The sequence below is a fragment of the Vibrio sp. SCSIO 43009 genome (genome assembly GCF_023716525.1).
GTDB lineage: Bacteria > Pseudomonadota > Gammaproteobacteria > Enterobacterales > Vibrionaceae > Vibrio > Vibrio alginolyticus.
The window spans coordinates 1,496,744-1,521,580 of the sequence record NZ_CP071843.1 but is presented as its reverse complement, the minus strand read 5'-3'; the positions used below and the strand labels follow the sequence as shown (position 1 = coordinate 1,521,580).

Below are 24,837 nucleotides of genomic sequence, written 5' to 3'. Positions count from 1 at the left end.
GTTGCAAATATAACCTTAGATTTCGATTAATTTTTAACAGGTTAGCCAAGTTGCTGATTTTTGGGTAGAGATCAAAAGAAAGAGTTTTTACGTGAAATGCACCGCATTTCGTATGTAATTAACATTTCCCTTGTTTTTGCATGGGATTGTCAGGATTACATTGAGAAAACATGTTTTTCCCAAGCTAAGGTTTAACTCGATGGCTCACTTCGAACTTAACGGGCAGTGGATGCTTACCTCGCCACAGCGTCCCAATCTTGAAATTCCAATGTTTATTCCGGGCGATAATGTGTCGGCGCTTTTACAAACAGAGCAGATTCCAGATCCTTATTTTGCCGATAATGAAAACAAAGTTCGATGGATTGAAGAGTGTGAGTGGCATATCTCACGTGAGTTTGACGTCGACGCGTTTACGTTGTCTGCCAAGCAAATTTGGATGACGCTAACTCGTGTCGATACATTGGCAACCTTCTATGTTAATGGTGAGTTAGCACAAACTTGCAGCAACATGTTTACCCAGCAACGTGTGGATATTAAACCGCATTTAAAGCAAGGTACTAACACGATTCGGGTTGAGTTTGCTCGGGTGGATTTAGAAGGTATCGCAAGAGCAAAAAAACTGCCATTTCCTATTCCATCGGCAATGGGCAACAACCAAATTCCACACATGAACTTGATCCGCAAAACACAGTGCCATTCCGGATGGGACTGGGGCATTTGCTTGATGGTATCGGGTATTTACGACCCCATTCAAATCGACATTGTGAATGAGCTTTGGCTCAAAGGCTTCTCGACAGAGCAGCAATGGCAAGCCGATGGGAGTGTGTTTCTTGATGTAGTAGTTGAAGTGGAAACGGACAGTCAACGCCATGAAATGATGGTTGAATTTAATGGTGAGCGTCAATGTATTCAAACAAAAGGAAGTGGTCACTATCATTGCCAGTTCCACATTTTGGAGCCTCAACGCTGGTGGCCATCGGGTTATGGCGAAGCGTATCTCTATCCCATTACCATTTCTTGCAGAGAGCAAAAGTTAACGCACAACATTGGTTTGCGTCAGCTAACTCTAAATAATCAAGCTGATGAGCACGGCTCTGCAATGGAATTTATCGTCAATGGCGTACCGATTAATGCTAAAGGTGCCAACTGGATCCCTATTGACGCAATGCCGGGGCGAGAGTGCGAAACACGTTATCGCAACCTTTTGCAAAGTGCGGTTGACGCCAACATGAACATGATTCGCGTATGGGGCGGTGGTCAGTACGAGAGTGAAATCTTTTATAACCTTTGTGATGAACTTGGCTTGTTGGTGTGGCAAGACATGATGTTCGCCTGCTCGTTGTACCCATCAAACGACGAGTTTTTAAAAGAGGTAGAAGAAGAACTTAGATTCCAAATCCCGAGGCTCAAGGAGCACCCATCAATCGCACTTTGGTGTGGTGACAATGAAGTGATTGGAGCTATTGGTTGGTATGACGAATCTAAGCGCAGTAAAGTCAAATACACGGTTAACTACGATCGCCTCAACCGCATGATTGAGAAGGAGATTACCGAGCAAGATAGCACTCGCCGTTTCTGGCCAAGTTCCCCATGTAATGGTGAACTGGATTTCGGTGATGCGTGGCATGATGATAGTAAAGGCGATATGCACTTTTGGGACGTTTGGCATTCAGGAAAATCATTCAGTGCCTACCTTGACGTGAATCCTCGTTTTTGCTCTGAGTTTGGTTTTCAATCTTGGCCATCTTTTGCTGAAGTTAAGCGGTTTGTCCCTGAGCAAGACTGGAATATTACATCCCCAACTTTCGAACAACATCAGAAGAACCCGCGTGGTAATAGTATTATCACAGAGATGTTCACGCGCTATTTTCGTTTTCCCTCTGGATTTGAGAGCATGCTGTATTTAAGTCAAGTTCAGCAGGCAATCGCGATCAAAACTGCATGCGATCATTGGCGTGCCATTTCTCCAGTTTGTCGCGGCATGCTGTACTGGCAACTCAACGATAACTGGCCTGTCAGCTCTTGGTCTAGTTTGGAATACAGTGGTCGATGGAAGCAGTTGCACTACCATGCAAAACGCTTTTTTGCGCCGCAGTATTTGGTATTTTCCGAGCATACAGGCAAGTTGAGCCTACATTTGCTCAATGATGCGAAAGAGTCCGCAAGCGTCAACGCATTGCTCAAGTGGGTAGATTGGCAAGGGGAAGAAAAGCAATGTTGGAGCTTAGAACAAACAGTCATAGCAGACAGCAATACGATTTTGTGGCAGTTGGATGAATTGATCGAGAAGGATGAACTTACGTCAGGCTTCTTCTATGTTGAAGCGCAAATCGGTGAAGACAGAATAAGCAACACATGGTTTAGTACTCACGAGCTAAAAACCTTGCCGATAGCGAAAGCCAATATAGATGTCTCTATTGAAGGGAGGCGAATTACATTGATTGCGGATAAGCCTGCGTTTTTTGTTCATTTGGAGAGTGATGCTGATGGAAGGTTCAGTGACTCCAGTTTTACTCTGTTGGTCAACGTTCCAATGACGGTTGAGTATTTAGGTGATGATGTTTCAGGTATGCAGCAGTCGTTGAGGGTATACCACCTTAATGATTAAAGCGGGTATAGAACATCTACATGCTGACAACTAAAAAGGGAGCGTTTGCTCCCTTTTTAGTTACCAAGTATCCGTTATTAAGCTCAGGTTGAGACAGAAGACTATTTAAGTTTCTGATGGACCCGATAGCTAACGACAAAGCCAATGTAGAATAGTGCAGCAAGAGTAATCATTGCCGTCGCGTACGCCAGTAGGCTGTTTAACCCTAAACCAAAAGCCAGAGTGAAGGCGATACCATGAATGGCTTCCGCAGGGATTCGGTACCAAGCAGAGTGGACGGAAGATCCAAAGAGGATAAAGGTACTAAGTAAGACAATCGTGCCGCCTATAAAGCCGACCCATCTGCTGTTGTTCATGTTGCAGTCTCAGGGGTTACCGAGGTAACGTAACAAAATATTTCAGGATCGTATTATACAACCGATCATCGCGAAAAGCGCTAGAGAAATTTCGCGGATAAAACAGAGTGTTTTAATTCGAACAAAAGAATACGACCATAGCCAACTTAATACAGGAATAACAAAACATGTTGAGATTTATACAACGTCGCCGCATTAAGAAAGTGATTAAACTAATGAGTACCAGATTGGTGGTGGGATACGGCAGTCGTGAGTACTTTTCGGTTGGTCAGGTAAAGACGAGCACCAGCGAGTTAAGCGCGTGCCAACAAAAAATTGCGTTGGCGTTGTATGCGAATCCGCAAGATCTTGATTTGGAAAATCAACCAGAGTTGCAAGCCATCCGCTCTGATGTAGCGCATGACTTCTTCGCTGGTGTCGATTATACCGCTCAAGATGTGCTTAATTTACTCGGCTCTGGTGGCTGGAAAGGAGGTCGAATGGAAGATGGAATGTCTCATCATTTTGGTATGCACAGTCGCTATTAAAAACATGCGTTAATTTTATAAATTCGATAAATATTTTTGCTGTTAAAGATTAATTAAATTTTCTTTCAATTGGGTAACAATTACCTAATTATGCACCCGAATCCCAGCGCGTCGCTGGACTGGTTGGATTGCATACCATGAAATTAATCATCAAAGGATTGGGGCTGAGTGCTCTTGTGCTCAGCATGTTTGCTCATGCAGATAGCAAAACGTTGAACGTTTATGCATGGGGTGGCTATTTGCCGGAAGCATCGTTAAAAGCGTTTGAAAAACAAGAAGGCGTTACGATTAATTATTCGACCTTTGAGAATAATGAATCAATGTATACCAAGCTAAAATTGCTAAAAGGTTCTGGTTACGATGTGGTTTTTGCTTCTGCGTACTTCATTGAAAAAATGGGTCGAGAAGGACTGCTTTCGAAAATAGATCACGCTCAAGTGCCAAACATGCAAGACACAATGGACGGCTTACTTGGCCAAGCGCACGATCCGAAAAATGATTACTCATTGCCTTATATTTGGGGCATTACCGGGATCAGCTACAATGAATCCATGGTTGAGCAACCAGTGACAAAATGGGCTGACTTATGGGAGTCACAATACGAACAACAAGTCATGCTGATTGATGACGTTCGCGATGTGTTCGGTATGGCGCTGAAGAAAAATGGCCATAGTGTGAACACCAAAGACGAAGCAGAAATCAAACAGGCTTTCGATTCTTTAGTGGCACTGAAAAATAACGTATTGCTGTACAACTCAGATGCACCTCAAGTCCCTTACGTGTCCGGTGAAACATCGGTCGGCATGCAATGGAACGGCAACGCATTCCAAGGGCAGGTTGAAATGCCTGAGCTGAAGTTCGTGATGCCGGAAGAGGGCGCGGTATTGTGGATGGACAACTTCACTATTCCGTCTGGCAGTAAAAACAAAGCATTGGCGCATAAATTTATTAACTTTATGTACCAATCAGAGAACCAAGCGGAAATCGTGACCAGTTTGGGTTATGCGTCGGCAACAAACGCTGGGCGTGACAAATTGCCAGAAGAGTTGAAAAACAACCGTACTATTTTCCCTTCATCAGAAGACATGAAAAAAGGCGAGTTCATTAATGATGTTGGCGCAGAAACGTTAGCGATTTACGAAAAGTACTGGCAACGTTTAAGAACGCAATAAGCGACGTCTTTACCTATTTTTAGGCTTAAAATCGTTCAAATTTGGATTCCCCTCATCACGAAAGTGGTGAGGGGAATTTTTTACAGGCTTTGTACTGCGAGTGTTACTACGCGGCACGCTTTACGAGGCAGAAGTGCTTTTTACCGCGTTGCAGTAACCAGTATTGATCGAACAGTGGGAAGCTCAAACTTGGGTTATCAGCCGACACTTTTTCACCGTTTACACTAATGGCGTTGTTGCTGATGTGTTCGCGTGCAACACGCTTCGAACTTGCTAAACCCGACTCAACCAACAGCTCAACCAAATCTTGTTGTGCGCTCTCAATGCTTGGTAAACCATCCAACTCCAATTGTTTTAATTCACCCAAACTCAGTTGTTGCACATTACCGCTGAATAAAGCTTGAGTGATGCGCTCGGCGCTAGCTAGGCCTTCTTCGCCATGAACAAATCGCGTCATTTCCTCAGCGAGAATACGTTGTGCTTGCGGTTTACCTTGGCTTGTTTGGTCTTGCGCCTCAATGCTGGCAATTTCTTCGCAGCTCAAGAACGTGTAGTAACGCAGGAAGTGGTAAACGTCGGCGTCTTCTGCGCCAAGCCAGAACTGGTAGAACGCGTAAGGAGAGGTTTTGCTAGGATCTAGCCATACTGCGCCGCCTTCGGTTTTGCCAAATTTGGTACCATCGGATTTGGTGATCAGCGGCAGAGTTAAGCCAAATACTTGCTCACCATTTTGACGGCGAGTTAAATCGATCCCGCTGACGATGTTTCCCCATTGGTCATTGCCACCGATTTGCAAACGGCAACCGTATCGACGGTTTAGCTCGGCAAAATCGTACGATTGCAGTAGGGCGTAGCTAAATTCGGTGAAGGAGATACCTTGGTCAGGTCGTTGCAGGCGTTGTTTTACCGATTCTCGGTTGACCATAGTATTGATTGAGAAGTGCTTACCCACATCGCGGAAGAAGTCGATCACATTGATCGCTTTCATCCAGTCAGCGTTGTTTACCATGATCATCGGCTTGGCCAGTTGGTGATTCATCAACTGCTGAATTTGATTAGAAAGATCGTTAACCCAGCCTGAGACGATTTCCTCTGAGTTCAGACTGCGCTCAGTCGCTTTAAAGCTTGGGTCGCCAATCATGCCCGTTGCACCGCCAATCAAGGCAACAGCTTGGTGTCCGGCATCTTGAAAGCGCTTAAGCATAATCAAAGGCACGAGGTGGCCGATATGTAAGCTGCCAGCTGTAGGATCGAAGCCGCAGTAAACGGTTTGTGGCTGTGAGAGAAGTGTCTGAATTTCTTCCAAATCGCTGGCTTGTGCAATCAAGCCGCGATCTTGTAAATCTTGCAGTAATGGTGTCGTCATTCTTTTTGTCTGTTTTAGTGGTTGTTACATTCAGACTAAAACGCGACACCTTTTCTCGATATATCCCTTAAGGGACAGTTTTTTATCTTGAATGGAGAATGAGGTGATTGAGGAAAAGCTGGAATAACTCACTCAATGAAGACACATTTAATTGCGAGTAAATTCGCTTTCGATGATTTTTGACCGTGCCTTGAACTAAGTGTAACCGCGCGGCAATTTCTTTGGTGTCAAACCCTTGAGCGAGAAGCGAAGCCACCTCTTGTTCGCGACGGGTGAGTGATTCTACGCCAAACGTTGCTAAAGCTTGCTCAATGGCTAATCGCATACTGCCAGAATAAGCACTCTGTGCAAAAACAGGCTCAGAAAAGGTAAATTCCGTTTGTTTCCAATGCTGCTGACAAAGCGACTGAATTATCGGGAAATAGGGCTTTAGCTTATTGATTTGTTGCTGAGAAAAGTATTTTCCATCATTCATATACCCGAAGTACAGCATGACCCAACGGCCAGATTCAACTTCGACTAGCATGCTCAGTTCGTCTTTCCACCCGGTCTGATGGTAGAACTGTTCGCAGTAGGAAGTAAAATCAACGCCTTTACGCGCCACGTCTTTGAGCGTAAATACGCCTTGTTGCTTTGTCTCGTTTAGTTTGAGAAAAAAAGGGTCATTTTGAAATGAGTCAGTAAGGTAGCGTTGAAAAAGTAACTCTCGCTCGTTCTCAATTGAGTCGTAGAGATAAATAGGATGTTTACCTTCTCGGTAACCTAAAATAACTGCGCAATCAAAATGAAAAAGAGTGCGAATGACACGCATAAGTTTAGGAGTAAAGTTAGGCGTGTTAAGAGCAGAAATTGCTTCTGCTAGCAGATTATTAAAGTTATTGTCAGGCATGGGATACCGAATTGCAGGTGGTTTTGCGCAAGCATAACCAAAAGCAATCCAACGAGAAAGGGAAGTCGCCATCTTCTGGTGACTTCCATAGAGAAAGTTGCGTAAGTGCTCAGTTTTGAGGAATCATATCCCCGTTAACTTATTGATAAGGGTGCATAACAACGGTTTTATTTAAGCGATTAGTTGCTATGCATTACTGCGAGTTAGTGAGCTCTTCGTTAACCCAATATTTAGAACCAGACACGTTAGCATCGATGAGCAAACCTTTAGCGTTCAACTGATAGACGGCGACGCCGCTGTTAAATTGTTTTGAAAGTTGCTCTGAATCTTCGCCCGCAACAGCAGAGGCTTCACTTGTGGCCTCCCATCCTTCGTTGACGAACGTATCAAAGTCTTCTTTGCTCTCAAACAGAACCACTTGTTGGTAAAATTTGCCGCCAGCCCCAAGTGCAACGCCCAAACCAAACATATTCATATAAGTGCGTTCTTCTGTTTCCTTATTCACTGCGACTCCTGACCCTGAGTTGGTGTGAAACAGCAAAGATAATTTACGAGAATCAAAGACCGCGTAGCCGTACGCGTTGTCGTAAATAGCTTTTGCCTCCGGCTTTTCATTAAATAACTTGAGCAAAGCGCTATCTGCCATTAAGTCCACGGCTTGGCGAGCTTCTTCTGGCGTATCGCCTTCCATCAGCTCATCAATTTTTTTGTCGGCAGCATCTATCCATTCTTTGCTTTTCTCGATGCTGGCTTCTGTCCATTCGCCTGCGGTATTGATCGCTTCCTCGGACCAGTTCGTGAAATCTTGCCACGCTTGTTTTGAAAACGCTTTGGTGTCGTCCCAAGCATCTTGTGCAGTATCAGAAACTGCGTCGCCAAGCTCAGACATTTTATTGGAAATTTCATCCCAATCGGCATAAGCAGGGGATGCCAGGAGCATCAATGTAGTAAGGAGTGCGATAGGCTTTTTCATCAAATTCTCTCTGGAGTTATCGATATACCATTCATTTTAGGTCATCAGACTTTGATAATGAAATTGACTAAATGACGAACTTGAGAGAGGAATCACGAACTGATTGTGAAATGACGTGTGAATAACAAAGCCCTCACAAGTGGAGTGTGAGGGCTAGAGTTTATCGTGTGTTACTTGCTGCTAACTTTACCGAGTTTTAACCAAGTATCGATAACCGTATCTGGGTTTAGTGATACAGAGCTAATACCTTGATCCATTAGCCATTCCGCTAAGTCGTCGTGGTCTGATGGGCCTTGACCACAAATACCAACGTATTTGCCTGCTTTTGTTGCCGCATCAATCGCCATCTGAAGCATCACCTTAACCGCTGGGTTGCGCTCATCAAATAGATGTGCAACATCGCCAGAGTCACGATCAAGTCCAAGCGTTAGCTGAGTCATGTCGTTTGAGCCAATCGAGAAGCCATCAAAGTACTTCAAGAACTCATCGGCAAGGACCGCGTTGGATGGCAGTTCGCACATCATGATGACTTTAAGACCCTGATCGCCACGGCGCAGATCAAACTTCGCTAGCAAATCAATCACTGATGCTGCTTCGCTTGGTGTACGCACAAATGGGATCATGATTTCAACGTTTTTCAGACCCATTTCGTTACGAACGCGTTTAATTGCTTGAGTTTCTAGCTCGAAGCAGTCTTCAAACACTGGAGAAATGTAACGAGACGCGCCACGGAAGCCAAGCATTGGGTTTTCTTCATGCGGTTCGTATGCTTTACCGCCAACCAAGTTGCTGTATTCGTTAGACTTAAAGTCAGACATACGAACAATAACACGTTTCGGCCAAAATGCCGCAGCAATGGTTGCGATACCTTCTGTCAGCTTGCTTACGTAGAAATCGATAGGATCTTTGTAACCACGAATACGCTGAGTGATTTCTGCTTTTAGCTCATCGCTTTGTGCATCAAAGTTAAGTAATGCTTTCGGGTGGATACCAATCATCTTATTGATGATGAATTCAAGACGAGCAAGACCAACACCTTCATTTGGAATTTGTGCGAAGTCAAACGCACGATCAGGGTTACCCACGTTCATCATCACTTTTGTTGGTAGCAGTGGCAGTTCATCAACAGAAGAGCGTTTTACATCAAATTCAAGTTCACCTTGGTAAACGTAGCCCGTTTCACCTTCTGAACAAGATACGGTCACGGTTGCGCCATCGGTTAACTTGCTTGTCGCATCGCCACAGCCAACGATTGCAGGAATACCAAGCTCACGAGCGATGATGGCAGCGTGGCAAGTACGGCCACCACGGTTGGTTACGATTGCAGATGCTTTTTTCATCACTGGTTCCCAATCTGGGTCAGTCATGTCTGTAACTAGCACGTCACCTTCTTGGACTAAAGACATTTGGTCCAGAGAGTCAACCAAGCGAACCACGCCTTTACCGATGCGCTGACCGATTGCACGACCCTCAACTAAAACATCCGCTTTGTTTTGTAGCTCGTAGCGCTCAATCACGTTTTGTTCCGTTTGTGAACATACGGTTTCAGGACGCGCTTGAACAATGTACAGCTTGCCATCAATGCCATCTTTTGCCCATTCAATGTCCATTGGACGCTGATAGTGCTTTTCGATGATCATTGCTTGCTTTGCGAGCTCTTTGATCTCGTCGTCGTTCAATGAGAACGTGTTGCGCTCTTCATCAGGAGTATCAACGATATCAACTTGTTTGCCGATTTCTTGGTTATCTGAGTAGATCATTTTGATCAACTTAGAACCAAATGTTTTCTTAACGATTGGGTGTTCGCCTGCTTCAAGCATTGGCTTGTGAACGTAGAACTCGTCAGGGTTTACTGCACCTTGAACGACCATCTCGCCTAGACCCCATGAAGAGGTGATGAAGACAACTTGGTCGAAACCCGATTCAGTGTCTAGTGTAAACATAACACCCGACGAGGCTTTATCTGAACGCACCATACGTTGGATACCCGCAGATAGCGAGATGCCACGGTGGTCGAACCCTTGGTGAACGCGGTAAGAAATCGCACGGTCGTTAAATAGAGAAGCGTAAACGTGCTTAGTTGCTTCTAGTACTGCGTCGATGCCTTTCACGTTCAAAAACGTTTCTTGCTGACCAGCAAAAGAAGCATCAGGTAGGTCTTCTGCCGTAGCAGATGAACGAACTGCGACTGAAAGCTCAGGATTGCCTTCGATCAGTTCTTGGTAATTTTCACGAATTTCTTGTTCAAGGTCCGCAGGGAAAGGGGCCTCTAATACCCATTGACGAATGTTTGCACCTGTCTTACGCAGAGCTTCTACATCTTCAACGTCTAGTTCATCGAGTAATTGGTGAATACGCTCATCCAAACCTTCGTGGTCAAGGAATTGGTTAAACGCGTATGAGGTTGTCGCAAAACCATTTGGTACAGAAACGCCTGCGTTTGCTAGGTTAGAAACCATTTCGCCAAGTGAAGCATTCTTACCGCCGACTTTGTCGACATCATCCATGGATAGGCCATTGAACCAGAGGGTGTTCTTTTGCATGTCTTTCTCCAGAAACATTGCAGCTTAGTAGGGGGACTTAAATCGATCTAAACAATCGCATGTTGGCTGTTATTACACGTTGACCATACATTGCTTCATTTAGATTGATATCAAAGGCAAACGATTACGTTCTGGCTGAAAAAAATTCAAAAGAATTTTTAAAGCTGTGGTGAACCTAACTGAAAGCCAAACTGATTTATTAATATTATGTGTACCATCCTACTCAAAAGATTTTGAAAAATTAAACAGAAATGCAAATAAATAACCAAAGTCGTGATGTATTCTATGTTTCTGACGGTACGGCGATAACATGTGAGACATTAGGGCATGTTGTTCTCGGTCAATTTCCGTTCATTCCTAACGAAAAAACCTTTCCGTTTGTAGAAAGCCAGGACAAAGCTACTGACGTAGTCAAAGAAATTGAAACTTCCTACCAGCGCAATGGCGTCAAACCTCTGGTCTTTTTCTCAATTGTCGTTCCAGAAGTACGTGAAATGCTGCTTGAAGCGCCGGCATACAGTTACGATGTGTTGGAGAGTATTGTGCAGAAAGTGCAAGACGACATTCAGATGGCACCAAAGCCTAAGTTGCAGCGTTCTCGCAGTGTGGGGAAAGATTCCGACACCTATTTTGACCGTATTGCGGCTATTGAATACACATTGGCGCATGATGATGGCATCACGCTAAAAGGGTTGGAACAAGCCGATATTATCCTGCTGGGAGTATCGCGCAGCGGAAAAACGCCGACTAGCTTGTACATGGCGATGCAATTTGGTTTACGTGTTGTGAACTATCCGTTCATTGCGGAAGATGTGAAGATGATGCGTTTGTTGCCTGAATTTGAGATCCATCGTCATAAGTTGTTTGGGCTGACGATCGATCCCGAGCGCTTGACTGAAATCCGTGAGAATCGTTTGTCTGGAAGTGATTACGCTAGCACAGAGCAGTGCAAGCTGGAGCTAGACACTGTTGAGGCTTTGTTTAGAAGAGAGGCGATCCCATATATCAATACGTCCTCTCTGTCTGTTGAGGAAATTACTACGCGTATTCTGGAAAAAGCAGGAATGAAGCGTCGCTTGTTTGGCTAACAAGAGACGCTCATGTCGCCATGTGTAAGAGGAGGTAAGGTGTGTACCTCCTCTATCGAATGAACCTTAGACAGAATTAATAGTATTGGAACATCTTTTGGATGTCTTGATAGTTTTTGGTCTGAGTTAGTGACAGCATCAGTAAGATACGTGCTTTTTGTGGGTTCAATGTACCAGCGGCAACAAAGCCGTATTTTTCGTCATCAATTTCAGCATCCAAAGTGGTTGAGCCGCTAGGCGTTCGGGAGCTTCTTACAACAACAACGCCATCTTTACTCGCTTTCTCTAGCTCATCAAACACAGTGTGGTACAAGTTACCATTACCGACACCAGCACTTACGATGCCGTCAAACTTCGCATCCACAAAGGCTTTCACTGGCAAATTGGAGGCATTTGCATAGTTATAAACAATACCGACCTTAGGCAACTTAGTAAGCTTTGATACATCGAATGGGGTTTCTGTCGTATGTTTACGCTCTGGGCTTCGTTGATATTTGGCATCGCTATTATGAATGTAGCCGATAGCACCAAAGTTGGGTGACTGGAAAGTGCTGACGGAGGTTGTATTGGTTTTTGTCACATCTCGCGCATCGAAAATCGTGTCATTCATTGCGACTAGCACGCCACGTCCTTCTGAATCTTCATCGGTGGCTGTTACGACTGCATTGTATAAGTTGACTGGTCCATCAGCACTCATTGCGGTGGAAGGACGCATTGCACCAACGATCACGACAGGCTTTTTGCTCTTGACGGTCAGATCAAGGAAGTAAGCGGTTTCCTCTAACGTATCCGTACCATGAGTAATGACGATGCCGTCAACATCATCTTGATCGAGTAGCTCATTAACTCTTTTCGATAATTTTAGCCACACTTCATCATTCATATCTTGTGAACCGATACTGACCACTTGCTCTCCAGAAATATCGGCAATGTTGGTCATACTCGGCACCGCAGAAATCAATGATTCAACGCCGACTTTACCTGCTGTGTAGTTTGACTCGGTTGCAGATTGACCTGCGCCTGCTATGGTGCCGCCAGTGGCAAGAATTTTAATGTTCGGAAGATCGGATTGCGCGAAAGACAAAGAACTAAGGCACAAACCAAGGGTTATCGTACTGAGGCGGAAAAGATTTTTCGTCATGGGAATCACCTGCTGTTAGGTTGGATGTTGGGGAACTCATCTATCCTAAAAACAGCGGGTTAGATTTTTTGAGTACTAGTTCAACAAATTGCAGATGAAGATCGTGATCAACTAATCACTTAAAGAATATCAAATCAACCAGTTAACCTAATTGACGTGCTTCTTTAACAAGTGAGATGTGCTAGTAACGTGCACAACGTGTTAAGCCCTATAATTTATTGATTTATAAATAAAGGAGGTAGGAGTCTCGTGATGAGGTTACTAAACATGAATTTAGCCGTGCAATTTTTCAAAGTTTACAGTGTAAAAAAAAGCGGCTTTACCCCGGAACAGATAAAAGCCGCTTGCCAATGATGTGTTAATTCACATCTTATCGCATAATCATTTGTTCACGACCAGGACCCACAGACACCATTTTTACTGGTACGCCCATGAGTTCCTCAATGCGTAGAACGTATTTCTGTGCTGCTACTGGAAGCTCTTCAAACTTACGACAACCTGTGATGTCCTCGCTCCAGCTTTCCATCTTTTCGTAGATTGGCGCAAGAGAGGCAGTTTGAGGCCAGATTGGGTTTTCGCTATGGTCGCCTTCGTAGCCAACACAGATTTTTAGATCTTTAAGACCTGTCAGACAGTCTACTTTGGTCAGTGCGATTTCAGTTGCGGCTTGCAGTTCAACGCCATTCTTCGTAGCGACTGCGTCGAAGTAGCCCATGTCGCGTGGACGACCCGTAGTTGCACCGAACTCGCCAGCAAGTTCGCGGAAAGCGTCTTGCTCTTCCATTGCAGTGATCAACGTACCAGTACCCACTGATGAGCTGAAGGCTTTTGCAACCGCAATAACGCGTTCAGGACGAAGTGCCGGAAGGCCACTACCGATACCCGCGTACATTGATACAACGTTAGAAGATGTTGTCCAAGGGTACTCACCGTAAACAAGGTCACGACCCGCGCCAAGCTGCGCTTCGAACAATAGAGTTTTGTCTTTCGCTTGTAGTTCTTTTAGAGGAAGCGTTACGTTGCAAATTGAATCGCGCCAAGGTGCAGAGACTTCTAGCAGCCAGTTCGCCAGTTCTTCAGCGGTTTGTTCAAACTCGAACGTCGGGTAAAGTGCACGCAGTTGCGGCAGTTTCCAATCCATCATGAATTGAAGGCGTTCAACCAATACTTCTGGTTGCTTCAACCAACCAACTAGGATGCCTTTCTTCATTACGCGGTCACCGTAAGCAGGTGCAATACCTTGACGAGTTGAACCGTATGCTTTGTCGCCTAAACGTTGTTCTTCTAGCGTATCTTCTAGTGCGTGTAGAGGTAGACACAGTGTTGCGCGATCAGAGATGCACATATTCACTTTTACGCCCGCTTCTTCAACTTCCGCAATCTCCTGAGACAGCAACGCAGGGCTGATAACCATACCCGGACCTAACACTGCCAAACAGTCTGGGTTGAATACGCCACTTGGTAGCTGGTGCAGCTTAAACGTACCTAGATCGTTAACCACGGTGTGACCCGCGTTGTTACCACCTTGGAAACGAATGCTCGCAGAAGCTTGCTCTGCCAAAAAGTCAACGATGCGGCCTTTGCCTTCATCACCCCAGTTTGCACCCACAACAACGATAGACGACATAATTTAATCTCCAAAAACAGATGCAAAAATCTTAAGGTGTTCGCCATAATAAGAGAAATTAATTATACTCATTAACTTGATAAGAATCTCATATCGGAATTGGCAATGTTAGATTTGAACTGGCTGCGAACCTTCGTCACTCTTGCAGAGGTAAAACACTTTGGTAAAACAGCGACGGAACTGCACATGACGCAGCCGAACGTAAGTTTGCATATCAAGCAGTTGGAGCAAGCCACGCGCACGAAATTGATTGAGCGAAATCCCGTGCAGTTGACGCAAGCGGGGAAGCGTTTGTTAGCTACGGCGCAGCGGATGCTCAATGAGCTGCAAATTTGTCAGTCAGATCTCAATGCCATCAACGATCTTACGCAGGGGACGCTTTCTATTGCGGCGAGCGATATTGTTTCACGTTTACTGCTTATCAAACCATTTCAGCAATTCAAAAGTGAATATCCGGGGATCGACTTGGCATTGTTCAACACCACATCTTCTCAAGCGGTGGATTTGGTGAAAAGTGCGCGTGCCGATATCGGCTTTGTTATCGCACAAAAAGAGAGTCAACCGCTGCATTTTACGCCTCTCACGCAGATTCACTGGTGTGCGTTTGGCGATAACTTTTTTGAGTGGCAAGACAATGGAAAAGAGAGCCAGACGCTGATCCTGCTAGGGCATGATACTCGAACCCGAGAGCTGATTGATGCGTCTTTACCTGAGCTAAATCTGCCTAAGCATCGCGTGATGGAAGTGGGCAGTGTGGAAGCACAAATCGACTGGGCGGAAGCAGGGTTTGGGACTGCTATTGTGCCGGATTTCTCGCTCGATCCGAGATTAAAGCTTTCCCGAGAAGTTACGCCTTTGCCAAGTTTTCCAAACACTGATTTCGGCTACATCGTGCGTCAAAATCAGGTGTTATCCAAAGCGGCAAAACAGTTGTTGGCTTGGGTTGGCGAGAATGTGTCGGTGGTTGAGGGCTAAGACGATGAAAGAAAAGGCCATGAAAGAGACGAAGATTACGATTTCGCTCCCATCCTTGATTCACCGTATTGGGGGCGACCATGCCAAGCGAGCGAAAACACTCGCAGCAGAAAAACAGTGCGATCTTAAGCGAATTAGACGATCTCGTCACTGGCAAATCTCGGGCGAGGCTTTGGATGTAAAAGCGTTTTTAGAGCATCTCAAAAACGAAGAAGCAGAGACGATGCGATTTGCGATCAACAAAATCGAACAAGCTCTACTTGCTCACCAAGACAAATTGGAACCTTTGGACGTGAAGTTGATACGTTTGGTGAGACAAAACCCAAACATCACCTTAGCGGAGCTGATGGCTGAAACGAACTGCACGTTAGTTCAAGCTCGCACGGCACGATTTGATGCTGAGTTGCTTTAAGATCGGTTTGTGGTTTACTCACTTTATTAACAGATGTTAGGGTACCGATCAAAATCACTCACTAAGACCATTTTATTATGGATATTTGGCAGCTTCTCCTTTTTATTCCAGCTTGCTTCGCTCTAAATATGGCTCCAGGCCCAAACAATTTATTGGCAATGAATAATGCGCGTTGTTACGGCTTTAGGGCCGCGTTTACGGCCAGTTTAGGCAGAATTGCTGCTTTTTCAGCGATGATTGCGTTGTCTGCATCAGGTCTGGCTGTGATTTTGTATACGTCAGAAATGCTATTTTTGGCAATAAAGTTGGTAGGGGCGCTGTATCTACTGTGGATTGCGTTTAACCTTTGGCGTTCAGAGTCCAGCCCGATCTCTGACTTGGACAATTCGCGCAACTACGCAGGACTGGCGAAACAAGAATTTACGCTCGCTGCTGGCAACCCGAAAGCGATTCTTATTTTTACTGCATTCTTGCCGCAATTTGTTGATGCCAATGCCAACGTTCAAGAGCAGTTTTTTGCCCTTGGCTCCACGTTTTTGATATTAGAAATGGTCGCCATTTCAATCTATGCCATCTTTGGTTTGTACTTGAGGCACTGGTTTTCAAATCCAAAAATGGCGAAACGTTTCAATCGCGGATGTTCGTTGTTTTTAGCAGCATCAGGTGCGAATTTGCTACTAAGTAAGCAATAACAACACATCATCTCTGTAGATTATTTTTCTATAAAAAGAGCCGCTGATGTTACATCAGCGGCTCTTTTCGTTGATGCATCGATTATTTATTGTTACCACATCAAATCGTCAGGCACGACGAAATCTGCGTATGGATCGTCTTCTGCTGGAATGTCAGATTCTGCTTCTTTCTGTTCGATGATGACGGACTCATCACGTTGAGCAATTTTATTCGCTACTCCACGTGGAATGACAACATAGCTTTCACCAACAATTGCGATTGCCAAAATACCTTTGATCAACTGCTCGCGGATAAGTGAATCTACATAAAGTGATTTCACTAGCGTACCGTGAGTGAAGTTGTATTTGATGTCGCCATCTTTTAAGTCGATCTTGTTCATCTCAATCAATTGATTGATCTGCGCTTTGATCTCTTTATTTAATCGTTCAGCATTTTGTTGCTCGCTCAATTGTTTATCACGCTCTAACTGTTGGCGTTTATTCTCTTCAACCGCCGCTTTTACTTCGCGTGCTTGAACGCGTGATTTTTTTGAGCCTTTCTTCGCTTTCTTTAGTTTCTTTTCATTAACTAAGCCAGCTTTCAGCATTTGTTCTTGAAGGGTAAGTTTTGCCATGTTTCATCCAGTTAGTGCGCAATTTTGGGCATTTTACCCACTATTGCCACTTGTAGTAAATAATAGTGCTTTCTATGGGTCTAAAATGTTTGGTTGGCTTGTTGTCTCTTTAATGGAAAGTGCAAAGCGGGCCTTCTCCAAAGCCCGCGAGCATTACTGAAATCTAGGTGGGTTATGGCTGCCACTGTTTAGATGTGACGAGGTTATCCATCACTTTGTTTACCGCTTGATGCGCTTTGTCGACAATGGTGTCTATATCGTTACGATTCGCGATAAGCGGTGGAGCAAAACCGAGGATGTCACCATGTGGCATAGCGCGAGCGATTAAGCCTTGCTCTAAACAGGCCGCCGCGATTTGCGGGCCTACTTTCAAGTTTGGATCAAAGTGTGCTCGGCGAAGCTTGTCTGAAGAAAACTCCAACGCATGCAACAAGCCAACGCCACGAGTATCACCGACTAATGGATGATCGTTAAACGTCTCTGCCATACGTTGCTGCAAGTAAGCGCCGACTTCGGCCGCGTTTTGCACTAAGCCTTCACGTTCAATGATATCGAGGTTGCAGTTCGCGGCTGCCGCCCCCATTGGGTGACCAGAGTAGGTATAACCGTGTCCGATAGCGCCCCATTGGTCGGTGCCGTTTTCTAGCACACTCCAAACTCGTTCACCGACGATCACGCCAGACAGCGGTTGATACGCTGAGGTTAACCCTTTCGCTACCGTGATGAGATCTGGTTTCATGTCGTAGTGGAGTGAGCCAAAATCGGAGCCGAGGCGACCAAAGCCACACACCACTTCATCCGCAATCAAGAGCACATCGTATTTGTCGAGTACTTTGCGAATCGCCTGCCAGTACCCTGCTGGTGGTGGCACAATACCGCCAGTACCGAGCACTGGTTCCGCAATCATTGCTGCTACCGTTTCTGGGCCTTCTTCCAAGATCATCGCTTCGAGTTGATCTGCGCAATATTGAGAGAATTCAAGCTCAGACATACTCTCGTCTTCACGGCGATAATAATATGGCGCGATGGTGTGTTTGATACGCTCAAGTGGTAAATCAAAATGGGCGTGGAACAACGGTAAACCTGTCAGTGAACCGGACGCGATACTTGAACCATGGTAGCCGCGGTCACGCGAAATGATTTTTTTCTTCTCTGGTAGACCACGAGCATTGTTGTAATACCACACCAACTTAAGTTGAGTTTCGTTCGCGTCGCTGCCTGACATGCCGTAGTAAACTTTGCTCATGCCTTCAGGCGCCATTTTGATGATGCGATCTGACAGTGTCACGAGCGCTTCGTTCGTATGGCCGACGTAAGTGTGGTAGTACGCCAGTTCTTTGGCTTGTTCATAAATCGCATCGGCCATTTCAGTCCTGCCATAGCCAATGTTCACACAATACAACCCGGCAAAGCCGTCTATCAGCTCGATGCCTTCTGAATCGGTGATGCGTATTCCGCTTCCGCTCGAGATAATTCTTCCCGGAAGCTCCCCGGCCGCATACTGCTTCAGGTGGGTTGAGGCATGAAATACTCTCTGACGATCGATCTCTAAAAGTTGTTGGGTTTTGTTACTCATGATCCTTCTCCTCGAATAATTGGATATCCATATTTCGTGTCTCAACTGCCACTGACGGTTGGTAAAGCGCCTAAGCAGCAGTATTTGATTTCGCTGTATTCTTCAAATCCGTGACGGCTTCCTTCTCGTCCAAGACCAGACTGTTTCACGCCGCCGAATGGGATAGGGTGCCCTGTCATTTTGACGGAGTTCACGCTCACCATGCCAAACTCCAAACCGCGCATGCAGTGCCAAATTTGGTGAATATCGTGACCATAAACATAGGCAGCTAAGCCGTACTCAGTGTCGTTGCTCATTTCAATCACGGTATCTAAGTCTTGGTAAGGCAATACGCCTGCCACAGGACAAAAATTCTCTTCGCGATACACCGCCATTTCAGGGGTTACATCGGCTAGCAATGTCGGCGCGAAGAAGTTTTCGCCTGGTACGGGCTGGTGGTATCCCGCTACCAATCGCGCGCCTTTGTCGAGCGCGTCACGCACCAAATCATGCGCTTTATCCACCGCAGTGCGATTAATAAGCGGTCCCATGGTGGTTTTTTCGTCTAAGCCATTGCCCAAAACGATGTGGCTCATTTCTTTGGCAAACGCTTCCAAAAACGCTTCGTACTTATCGTCAGGGACGAAAATACGGTTTGCGGCCAAGCAGTCTTGTCCTGCGGTTTGAAACTTCGCATCCACGGCGGCTTTGGCTGCTTGCTCGACATCCATATCTGGCAGCACGATGAAAGGGGCGTTACCACCGAGCTCCATACTGCACTTCTTCACGGTTTGTGCCGCGTCGCGTAGCAATAGTTTGCCTACTCGAGTTGAGCCTGTGAACGAGAGCGCTTTGACTTTATCGGAGTGACACAAGGCTTGTGACACCATCACCGCATCGCCAGTGATCACGTTAAAGACACCAGGTGGAAAGCCAGCTCGGTCTGCTAACTCTGCCAACGCTAATGCAGAAAAAGGCGTTTCACTGGCGGGCTTAATGAGCACCGGACAGCCTATTGCTAGTGCGGCAGCGGCTTTGCGTGTGATCATGGCATTAGGAAAGTTCCATGGCGTAATCAGTGCTGCGACACCAATTGGCTCGCGCACCGTTGATAGCTGCGCATTCGGAATATGACTTGGGATGGTTTCGCCATAACAGCGGCGTGCTTCTTCGGCAAACCAACGAACAAAGGATGCGCCGTAGTCAATCTCACCTACAGCATCACCTAGTGTTTTTCCTTGCTCCATCACCATCAAATGAGCAAGGTCTTGCTTTGATTCTAGAATCAGGTCGTGCCAACGCATGAGAATTTCAGCGCGCTCCTCTGCTTGCATTTTTCGCCATTGACGAAAGGCTTGGTCGGCTTCATCAATCGCTTGATAGAGTTGTTGCTGAGATAGCTTAGTGATGTAACCGATGACCGTGCCATCTGCTGGATTATCCACCGGATGAAATTGATCACCACTTACCCATTTGCCATTCACGTACGCTAAACCTCTCACCAAACGTACGTCTTTCATTATCGCCATCATGTCGTGTGAGGCTTTTAATTCTTCAGTGTGTAAGCTGTGCAGTGCTGCCATGAGTCCTTCTCCCAGCATCGTTGTCCATAATGAAACTGTAATGGAGAAGTGACCGAAATAATTTCTGATACCGAGGTTTAAAACGTCAGAACTTTCTTTTTAGTGCAGTTAAATATGGTGTTTTTTCTGTTCACGCCTGATACGCATTTTCCCTTTTATAACAAAGCGTTTTGGTTTACTTCGAATGTGCCCGCATCACGTTTGATTGTTTTTGTCACAATGTAAGTAAAGTAGCGCTCAATGCCCACATCTGAGTCTAACCAGTTGTCGATAAGCCGCTGATATTGGTCGATATCTTCTGACTGAATTTTAAGGATGTAATCGACACCACCGCCCGTGGCATAGCAATCAGTGACTTCTGGTGAATGTTGTACCAGTTGCTCGAAGCGTTTGAACGCTTGGGCGTTGTGTTCTTTGAGCGTAACTTCAACCATAACTGACGTTCGTTTGAACAAAATATCGGTATTTACTTTTGCTCCGTAGCCTTCAATGATGCCTGCTTCTTCCAGTTTTTTGACACGCTCCCAACAAGGGCTCACGGATAGGTTGATGGCCTCGGCAAGGTGAGATTTGGTGATACGACCATTATCATGAAGTATTTGTAGAATTTTTACGTCGTAGCGATCGAGGCGCATAATGAGTCTCCCTGTAGAATACTAATCATTTCATGAAAGGCTGATGACTGGTCGCTGTTATAAGTTGCTTTCCAGTTTGCTTCTGGTATGCCATTTGTTTTGATTTCTTTAGTTGGTTTTTCAATCAGCCTATCTCGCCGCAGTCTTCGGCTATAACTGCGATAGTGTCACCGATATTCACCATAGCAGGAAAACGACGTGCCGCGAAAATACCATTGCGCTGTGACTTGTACTCAACGGGGGCGGTACCTGTGCGCTCGGTCGAGAAGATTCTCACTAATACATCGCCCTTTTTGACGGTATCGCCAAGATCAAATAAGTATTCTGTGATGCCGTGGTGTTGGCTTTGCACATAACAACTTGCATCAGGCATATCTAATAATTTAGTTGGTTGGGTTGGTTGTTCGTAGTCACCGGGCAAGTTGCCTGAGAAGCGCAAGAAGTTGCGAATGCCACGGTCGGAATAAGCGATGGTTTCTGGAGTGCTGGTTCCGCCTCCTCTTAGTTCGGTGGTAACAAAGATTTTTCCCTGAGACTCCACGGCAGTGTCATACAGGCTGGTGGCGTCCATTTCGAGCAAGATCATGGTGTAAGGTGCGCCAAACAGTTTTGCACCTAATATGCAGGCTTCTTCTTGATCGAGATTGTCGAGACGATGGGCAGCGGCGAACGGCACGATATCTAACGTTTTACCACCTGAGTGAATGTCTAACGCAAAATCGCACTTAGGAACTAGGTAACGAGTAAAATAATCCGCAATTTTCTCGGTCACTGTGCCTATGGGGTTGCCGGGAAAGCTGCGATTTAAATTCCCTTTATCGATAAACGACGTACGTGAGGCATTTTGTACCGCAGGTAAGTTCATCATGGGTACAATAATGACACGACCTTGGATTTGATCTGCCTGAAGCGAGTTCGTCAATTTTAGCAGGCTGGTGATGCCTTCGTATTCGTCTCCGTGATTACCGCCAGTAAGCAGTGCGGTTGGTCCGTGACCATTTTTGATCACGGTGATAGGTATCATAATACTGCCCCAGGCGGAGTCGTCATGTGAATAGGGCAGCGTTAAAAAGCCGTGCTGTACACCTTCTCGGTCAAAGTCTATGGTGGCTGTGATCGAGCTTTTTTGCATATCAAGTCCTTTTAGTTCTCAGACCTAGCTCAACAGAGCCTGAGGTTTGAAAAATTAGTGTTTAACAAATAAGTGGCGTGGAAAGTCACACAGCGTTTTTGCTCCATCATGGGTAATGACGATACTTTCCGTTGTTTCTAACCCCCAATCTTTGAACCACAGCCCCGGCATAAAATGGAATGTCATGCCTTCTCTCAAGATGGTTTTATCGGTGTCTCGCAAACTCATGGTTCGTTCCCCCCAATCTGGTGGGTAGCTCAAACCTATTGGGTAGCCACAACGGGCACCTTCGCGTGAGAATCCCGCTTTATCGAGAACCTGGTTTAGTGCATTGGCGATGTCGGCGCAGGTATTTCCGGGCTTTGCCACTTTCAAGCCCGCTTCAAGTCCTAGAGTCAGGGCTTCGTCGGCTCGTTTGAACTTGTCGTCAGGCTCGCCAAGAAAAATAGTGCGTGAGAGTGGGCAGTGGTAACGGCGGTGCGCCCCAGCGATTTCAAAAAACGTCCCTTCGCCTTTCTTGAAGGGTCTGTCATCCCAAGTCAGGTGAGGTGCGGAAGCATCAGAACCTGATGGCAAAAGCGGCACAATCGCGGTGTAATCGCCAAAGTGGTCTTCATGCCCGAGCACGGCTTGGCGGTTAATCTCGGCAACAAGGTGGTGTTTCGGTAATCCTGGTTCAATCATGTCGAACGCGACGCGGTGCATATTTTCAACAATGCGAGCGGCACGGTACATGTATGCCAGTTCTTGATCGGATTTAACGGCGCGGCACCAGTTGACTAGTCCAGTTGCATCGAGAAGTTGAGCATTCGGTAGGTGCGTAGTGAGTGATTCGTAAGCGGTGGCGCTAAAGTAATAGTTATCTTTTTCTACACCGATGCGACCACGATCCCAAAGGCGCGGAGCCAGTACGGCTTCGACCAGGAAATCCATCGGGTGTAGCGGCGGATTCATTACATAATGGTCTGGATAGTAGGTGATGTTTTCTGCCGACATATACGCAGTCCTGTATGCTCCGTTGGCATCTTGGCAGCGTCCAAACCAAACTGGCTCATCAGATGGACCAACAACGACACATTGTGGCACGTAAAAAGACCACCCATCATAGCCTGTCAGCCACGCCATGTTAGAAGGGTCATGAATGATAAGGACATCCAATTCTCTTTCTTCCATCGATTGCCGAACTTTCGTTAACCGATCCTGGAACTCATCCAGTGTAAAATGCAAAGCAACGCCTCTCATATTTTCTCCTTGTTAGAAATCCGACGCCTTATGGGCCTTCGGAGACGCTGAGGTATTTCTACCTTCTACCAGCTAGCCAGATCTGCGTTAAAAATGATTGCAATTTACCTCTGGGGTTGTATTTGGATTGAACGATGCTGTTTAACATGTTTGTTTAACCCATACATTTCATGTCAATCATTACAATTGTGGTTTATTTTTGTGCATTTCACCTCGTTTTGTGAGTTAAAGTTCGCCATTTGTTAAATGGAAGTTACAATGAGCATTAAAAATGAATCAATTAAAATATTGTGTCATGACAATTTCTTTGAACCCGATCATTCGGCCAGGCACCGCTAAATACATCTCCATTGGTAACTATCTTGTCGAATGTGTCCGCAGTGGTTATCTAAAACCGGGAACTCGATTACCCACACATCGTGAGTTTGCAGAGCAAATTGGCGTCAGCGTACAAACGGTGAGCCATGCATATGGTTATGCAGAGAAAAAAGGGGCGATCGAGTCTTGGGTTGGGAATGGTACTTTTGTCAAATCAGGTTTTGTGGATGAAAGTACGGACACGGAGTTCATGCTGACACAAGAGATGAAAGAAACGCCGGATGAAATTGATATGTCGATTGCACATCCAGTGGTGACCGATCGCCACATTACGCTTTTTAATCAGGCGTTAATGGAGATTGCTGGGCAAACAAACAATCGTGGTTTGATCAGTAAAGCAAAGCCGGTAACAGGTCAGCCTCATCATATTGAGTCAGGAGTACGATTTCTAAGTAGCCAAGGGCTGGATGTGGGTGCCGATCAAATATTACTCACAAATGGTGCATGCCATGGTTTAACGTTGGCTTTAAGCACAGTTGTTGAACACGGTGATTTAGTTGCTTGTGGTCACTTGGTTGATCATGGCTTGATCTCTCGCTCGAGAATGCTTGGATTTAAGTTGCAACCACTTGAAATGGATGAGTTTGGTATAACGCCGGATGCATTTGAATGGGCATGTAAACACAAACCAATCAAGGTATTGTGTTGCACACCGAGCATGGCTAACCCGACTAGTGCGCATATGGATGTTGCACGCCGAGAGGCGATAGCGAATATTGCGCAGCAATACGACATCTATGTCATTGAAGATGACGTGTATGGAGCACTAGAACCTAACCGTGTCCCACTCCTTGCCACATTGTTACCCGAACAAGCTTTCTATGTCACCAGTTTAACCAAAGTTGTAGCGCCAGGCATGCGCACTGGCTATCTGACGGTCCCACGTCATTTTCTGCAGCACGCGATTGGTCGTTTAGCGGCTACGAGTTGGTCTGCGACTCCATTACCATTTGAAGTCGCTCATTTGTGGATCGAAAACGGTACGTTAAATCGACTTATTCGCTTTCAAGTCAATGAGTTTGCTAAGCGACAGCGAATAGCAAAAGCCGCTTTAGAAGGGCATGTTTATAGCTCGCACCCGAATGGACAGCATATTTGGTTGAGACTACCCGAGCAGTGGAATAGCGATGACCTGGTTGCTTCGGCTAAGCGTTCAGGGGTGCAGATCACGGGATACAAACCGTTTGTTCTCGATACTAATCAGCCAATGCCTTACGTGCGAATCAGTTTGGGAGCAGAAACAAACCGAGGCTACATCAAACACGGGTTATCTGTGATTGCTGAAATTCTCGATACCAACCCTCCCACCTCACACTTTTTGGTTTGAAC

General features: G+C 45.7%; 21 protein-coding genes. 8 read left to right on the top strand and 13 right to left on the bottom strand.

Annotated features, from left to right (window positions below; translation table 11 throughout):
• Positions 1–199 precede the first annotated feature (199 nt).
• On the top strand, positions 200–2,608 hold the full coding sequence (locus tag J4N43_RS22250; protein ID WP_005373839.1) for a beta-mannosidase: 2,409 nt from the start codon (positions 200–202) through the stop codon (positions 2,606–2,608).
• 101 nt (positions 2,609–2,709) lie between these two features.
• Here the strand turns inward: J4N43_RS22250 and J4N43_RS22245 are convergent, their stop codons facing one another.
• Positions 2,710–2,964 carry a hypothetical protein gene (locus tag J4N43_RS22245; protein ID WP_005373837.1) on the bottom strand — a complete coding sequence of 85 codons (255 nt, stop codon included), beginning with the start codon at positions 2,962–2,964 and terminating at the stop codon, positions 2,710–2,712.
• A gap of 167 nt (positions 2,965–3,131) precedes the next feature.
• Between J4N43_RS22245 and J4N43_RS22240 the strand changes: the two genes are divergently transcribed.
• Both J4N43_RS22240 and J4N43_RS22235 read left to right on the top strand, forming a co-directional pair.
• Complete coding sequence (locus tag J4N43_RS22240) at positions 3,132–3,491, top strand: DUF6559 family protein (RefSeq protein WP_005373833.1); 360 nt, start codon at positions 3,132–3,134, stop codon at positions 3,489–3,491.
• A 137-nt stretch (positions 3,492–3,628) separates the two neighbouring features.
• The gene (locus tag J4N43_RS22235; RefSeq protein ID WP_005373831.1) at positions 3,629–4,663 is read left to right on the top strand and encodes an ABC transporter substrate-binding protein; all 1,035 of its coding nucleotides are present in this window, start codon (positions 3,629–3,631) and stop codon (positions 4,661–4,663) included.
• 106 nt (positions 4,664–4,769) lie between these two features.
• Here the strand turns inward: J4N43_RS22235 and tyrS are convergent, their stop codons facing one another.
• From tyrS to ppsA, 4 genes are all read right to left on the bottom strand, one after another.
• Complete coding sequence (gene tyrS, locus J4N43_RS22230) at positions 4,770–6,029, bottom strand: tyrosine--tRNA ligase (protein WP_158159467.1); 1,260 nt, start codon at positions 6,027–6,029, stop codon at positions 4,770–4,772.
• Positions 6,030–6,111: 82 nt separating this feature from the next.
• Entirely contained in the window at positions 6,112–6,918 is an 807-nt protein-coding gene (locus J4N43_RS22225) for a response regulator transcription factor (protein WP_025767978.1), read from the bottom strand.
• A 193-nt stretch (positions 6,919–7,111) separates the two neighbouring features.
• Entirely contained in the window at positions 7,112–7,891 is a 780-nt protein-coding gene (locus J4N43_RS22220) for a lipid-binding SYLF domain-containing protein (RefSeq protein ID WP_005373824.1), read from the bottom strand.
• Positions 7,892–8,061: 170 nt separating this feature from the next.
• Positions 8,062–10,434, bottom strand: a complete 2,373-nt coding sequence (ppsA, locus tag J4N43_RS22215) for a phosphoenolpyruvate synthase (protein ID WP_047102763.1) — start codon at positions 10,432–10,434, stop codon at positions 8,062–8,064.
• A 251-nt stretch (positions 10,435–10,685) separates the two neighbouring features.
• Here ppsA and ppsR point away from each other — a divergent pair, with 251 nt between their 5' ends.
• On the top strand, positions 10,686–11,522 hold the full coding sequence (gene ppsR, locus J4N43_RS22210) for a posphoenolpyruvate synthetase regulatory kinase/phosphorylase PpsR (RefSeq protein ID WP_005373820.1): 837 nt from the start codon (positions 10,686–10,688) through the stop codon (positions 11,520–11,522).
• Between the two features lie 76 nt (positions 11,523–11,598).
• Here ppsR and ansB read toward each other — a convergent pair whose 3' ends face one another.
• Both ansB and J4N43_RS22200 read right to left on the bottom strand, forming a co-directional pair.
• Entirely contained in the window at positions 11,599–12,663 is a 1,065-nt protein-coding gene (gene ansB, locus J4N43_RS22205; protein ID WP_042523261.1) for an L-asparaginase 2, read from the bottom strand.
• A gap of 370 nt (positions 12,664–13,033) precedes the next feature.
• On the bottom strand, positions 13,034–14,290 hold the full coding sequence (locus J4N43_RS22200) for an adenylosuccinate synthase (protein WP_158155762.1): 1,257 nt from the start codon (positions 14,288–14,290) through the stop codon (positions 13,034–13,036).
• Positions 14,291–14,395: 105 nt separating this feature from the next.
• Here J4N43_RS22200 and J4N43_RS22195 point away from each other — a divergent pair, with 105 nt between their 5' ends.
• From J4N43_RS22195 to J4N43_RS22185, 3 genes are all read left to right on the top strand, one after another.
• Positions 14,396–15,265, top strand: coding sequence for a LysR family transcriptional regulator (locus J4N43_RS22195; RefSeq protein ID WP_062731066.1), 870 nt, complete (start codon positions 14,396–14,398; stop codon positions 15,263–15,265).
• Between the two features lie 19 nt (positions 15,266–15,284).
• On the top strand, positions 15,285–15,677 hold the full coding sequence (locus J4N43_RS22190) for a ribosome recycling factor family protein (RefSeq protein WP_017819813.1): 393 nt from the start codon (positions 15,285–15,287) through the stop codon (positions 15,675–15,677).
• Positions 15,678–15,754: 77 nt separating this feature from the next.
• On the top strand, positions 15,755–16,369 hold the full coding sequence (locus J4N43_RS22185; RefSeq protein WP_017633575.1) for a LysE family translocator: 615 nt from the start codon (positions 15,755–15,757) through the stop codon (positions 16,367–16,369).
• A 92-nt stretch (positions 16,370–16,461) separates the two neighbouring features.
• Here the strand turns inward: J4N43_RS22185 and J4N43_RS22180 are convergent, their stop codons facing one another.
• From J4N43_RS22180 to doeA, 6 genes are all read right to left on the bottom strand, one after another.
• Positions 16,462–16,983, bottom strand: a complete 522-nt coding sequence (locus tag J4N43_RS22180) for a DUF2058 domain-containing protein (protein WP_053307193.1) — start codon at positions 16,981–16,983, stop codon at positions 16,462–16,464.
• Between the two features lie 172 nt (positions 16,984–17,155).
• Entirely contained in the window at positions 17,156–18,559 is a 1,404-nt protein-coding gene (locus J4N43_RS22175; protein WP_017819816.1) for an aspartate aminotransferase family protein, read from the bottom strand.
• 41 nt (positions 18,560–18,600) lie between these two features.
• On the bottom strand, positions 18,601–20,121 hold the full coding sequence (locus tag J4N43_RS22170) for an NAD-dependent succinate-semialdehyde dehydrogenase (RefSeq protein ID WP_054702559.1): 1,521 nt from the start codon (positions 20,119–20,121) through the stop codon (positions 18,601–18,603).
• A gap of 155 nt (positions 20,122–20,276) precedes the next feature.
• Positions 20,277–20,756: an Lrp/AsnC family transcriptional regulator gene (locus J4N43_RS22165; protein WP_005373784.1), complete on the bottom strand. Its 480-nt coding sequence runs from the start codon at positions 20,754–20,756 to the stop codon at positions 20,277–20,279.
• A 124-nt stretch (positions 20,757–20,880) separates the two neighbouring features.
• Positions 20,881–21,888 (bottom strand): N(2)-acetyl-L-2,4-diaminobutanoate deacetylase DoeB, encoded by a 1,008-nt coding sequence (gene doeB / locus J4N43_RS22160; protein ID WP_005373782.1) that lies wholly within the window; start codon positions 21,886–21,888, stop codon positions 20,881–20,883.
• 54 nt (positions 21,889–21,942) lie between these two features.
• Positions 21,943–23,130 carry an ectoine hydrolase DoeA gene (gene doeA, locus J4N43_RS22155; protein ID WP_005373780.1) on the bottom strand — a complete coding sequence of 396 codons (1,188 nt, stop codon included), beginning with the start codon at positions 23,128–23,130 and terminating at the stop codon, positions 21,943–21,945.
• Between the two features lie 271 nt (positions 23,131–23,401).
• Here doeA and ehuR point away from each other — a divergent pair, with 271 nt between their 5' ends.
• A complete protein-coding gene (gene ehuR, locus J4N43_RS22150; protein ID WP_158159468.1) occupies positions 23,402–24,835 on the top strand; it encodes a MocR-like ectoine utilization transcription factor EhuR in 1,434 nt (477 codons plus the stop codon).
• Positions 24,836–24,837 lie beyond the last annotated feature (2 nt).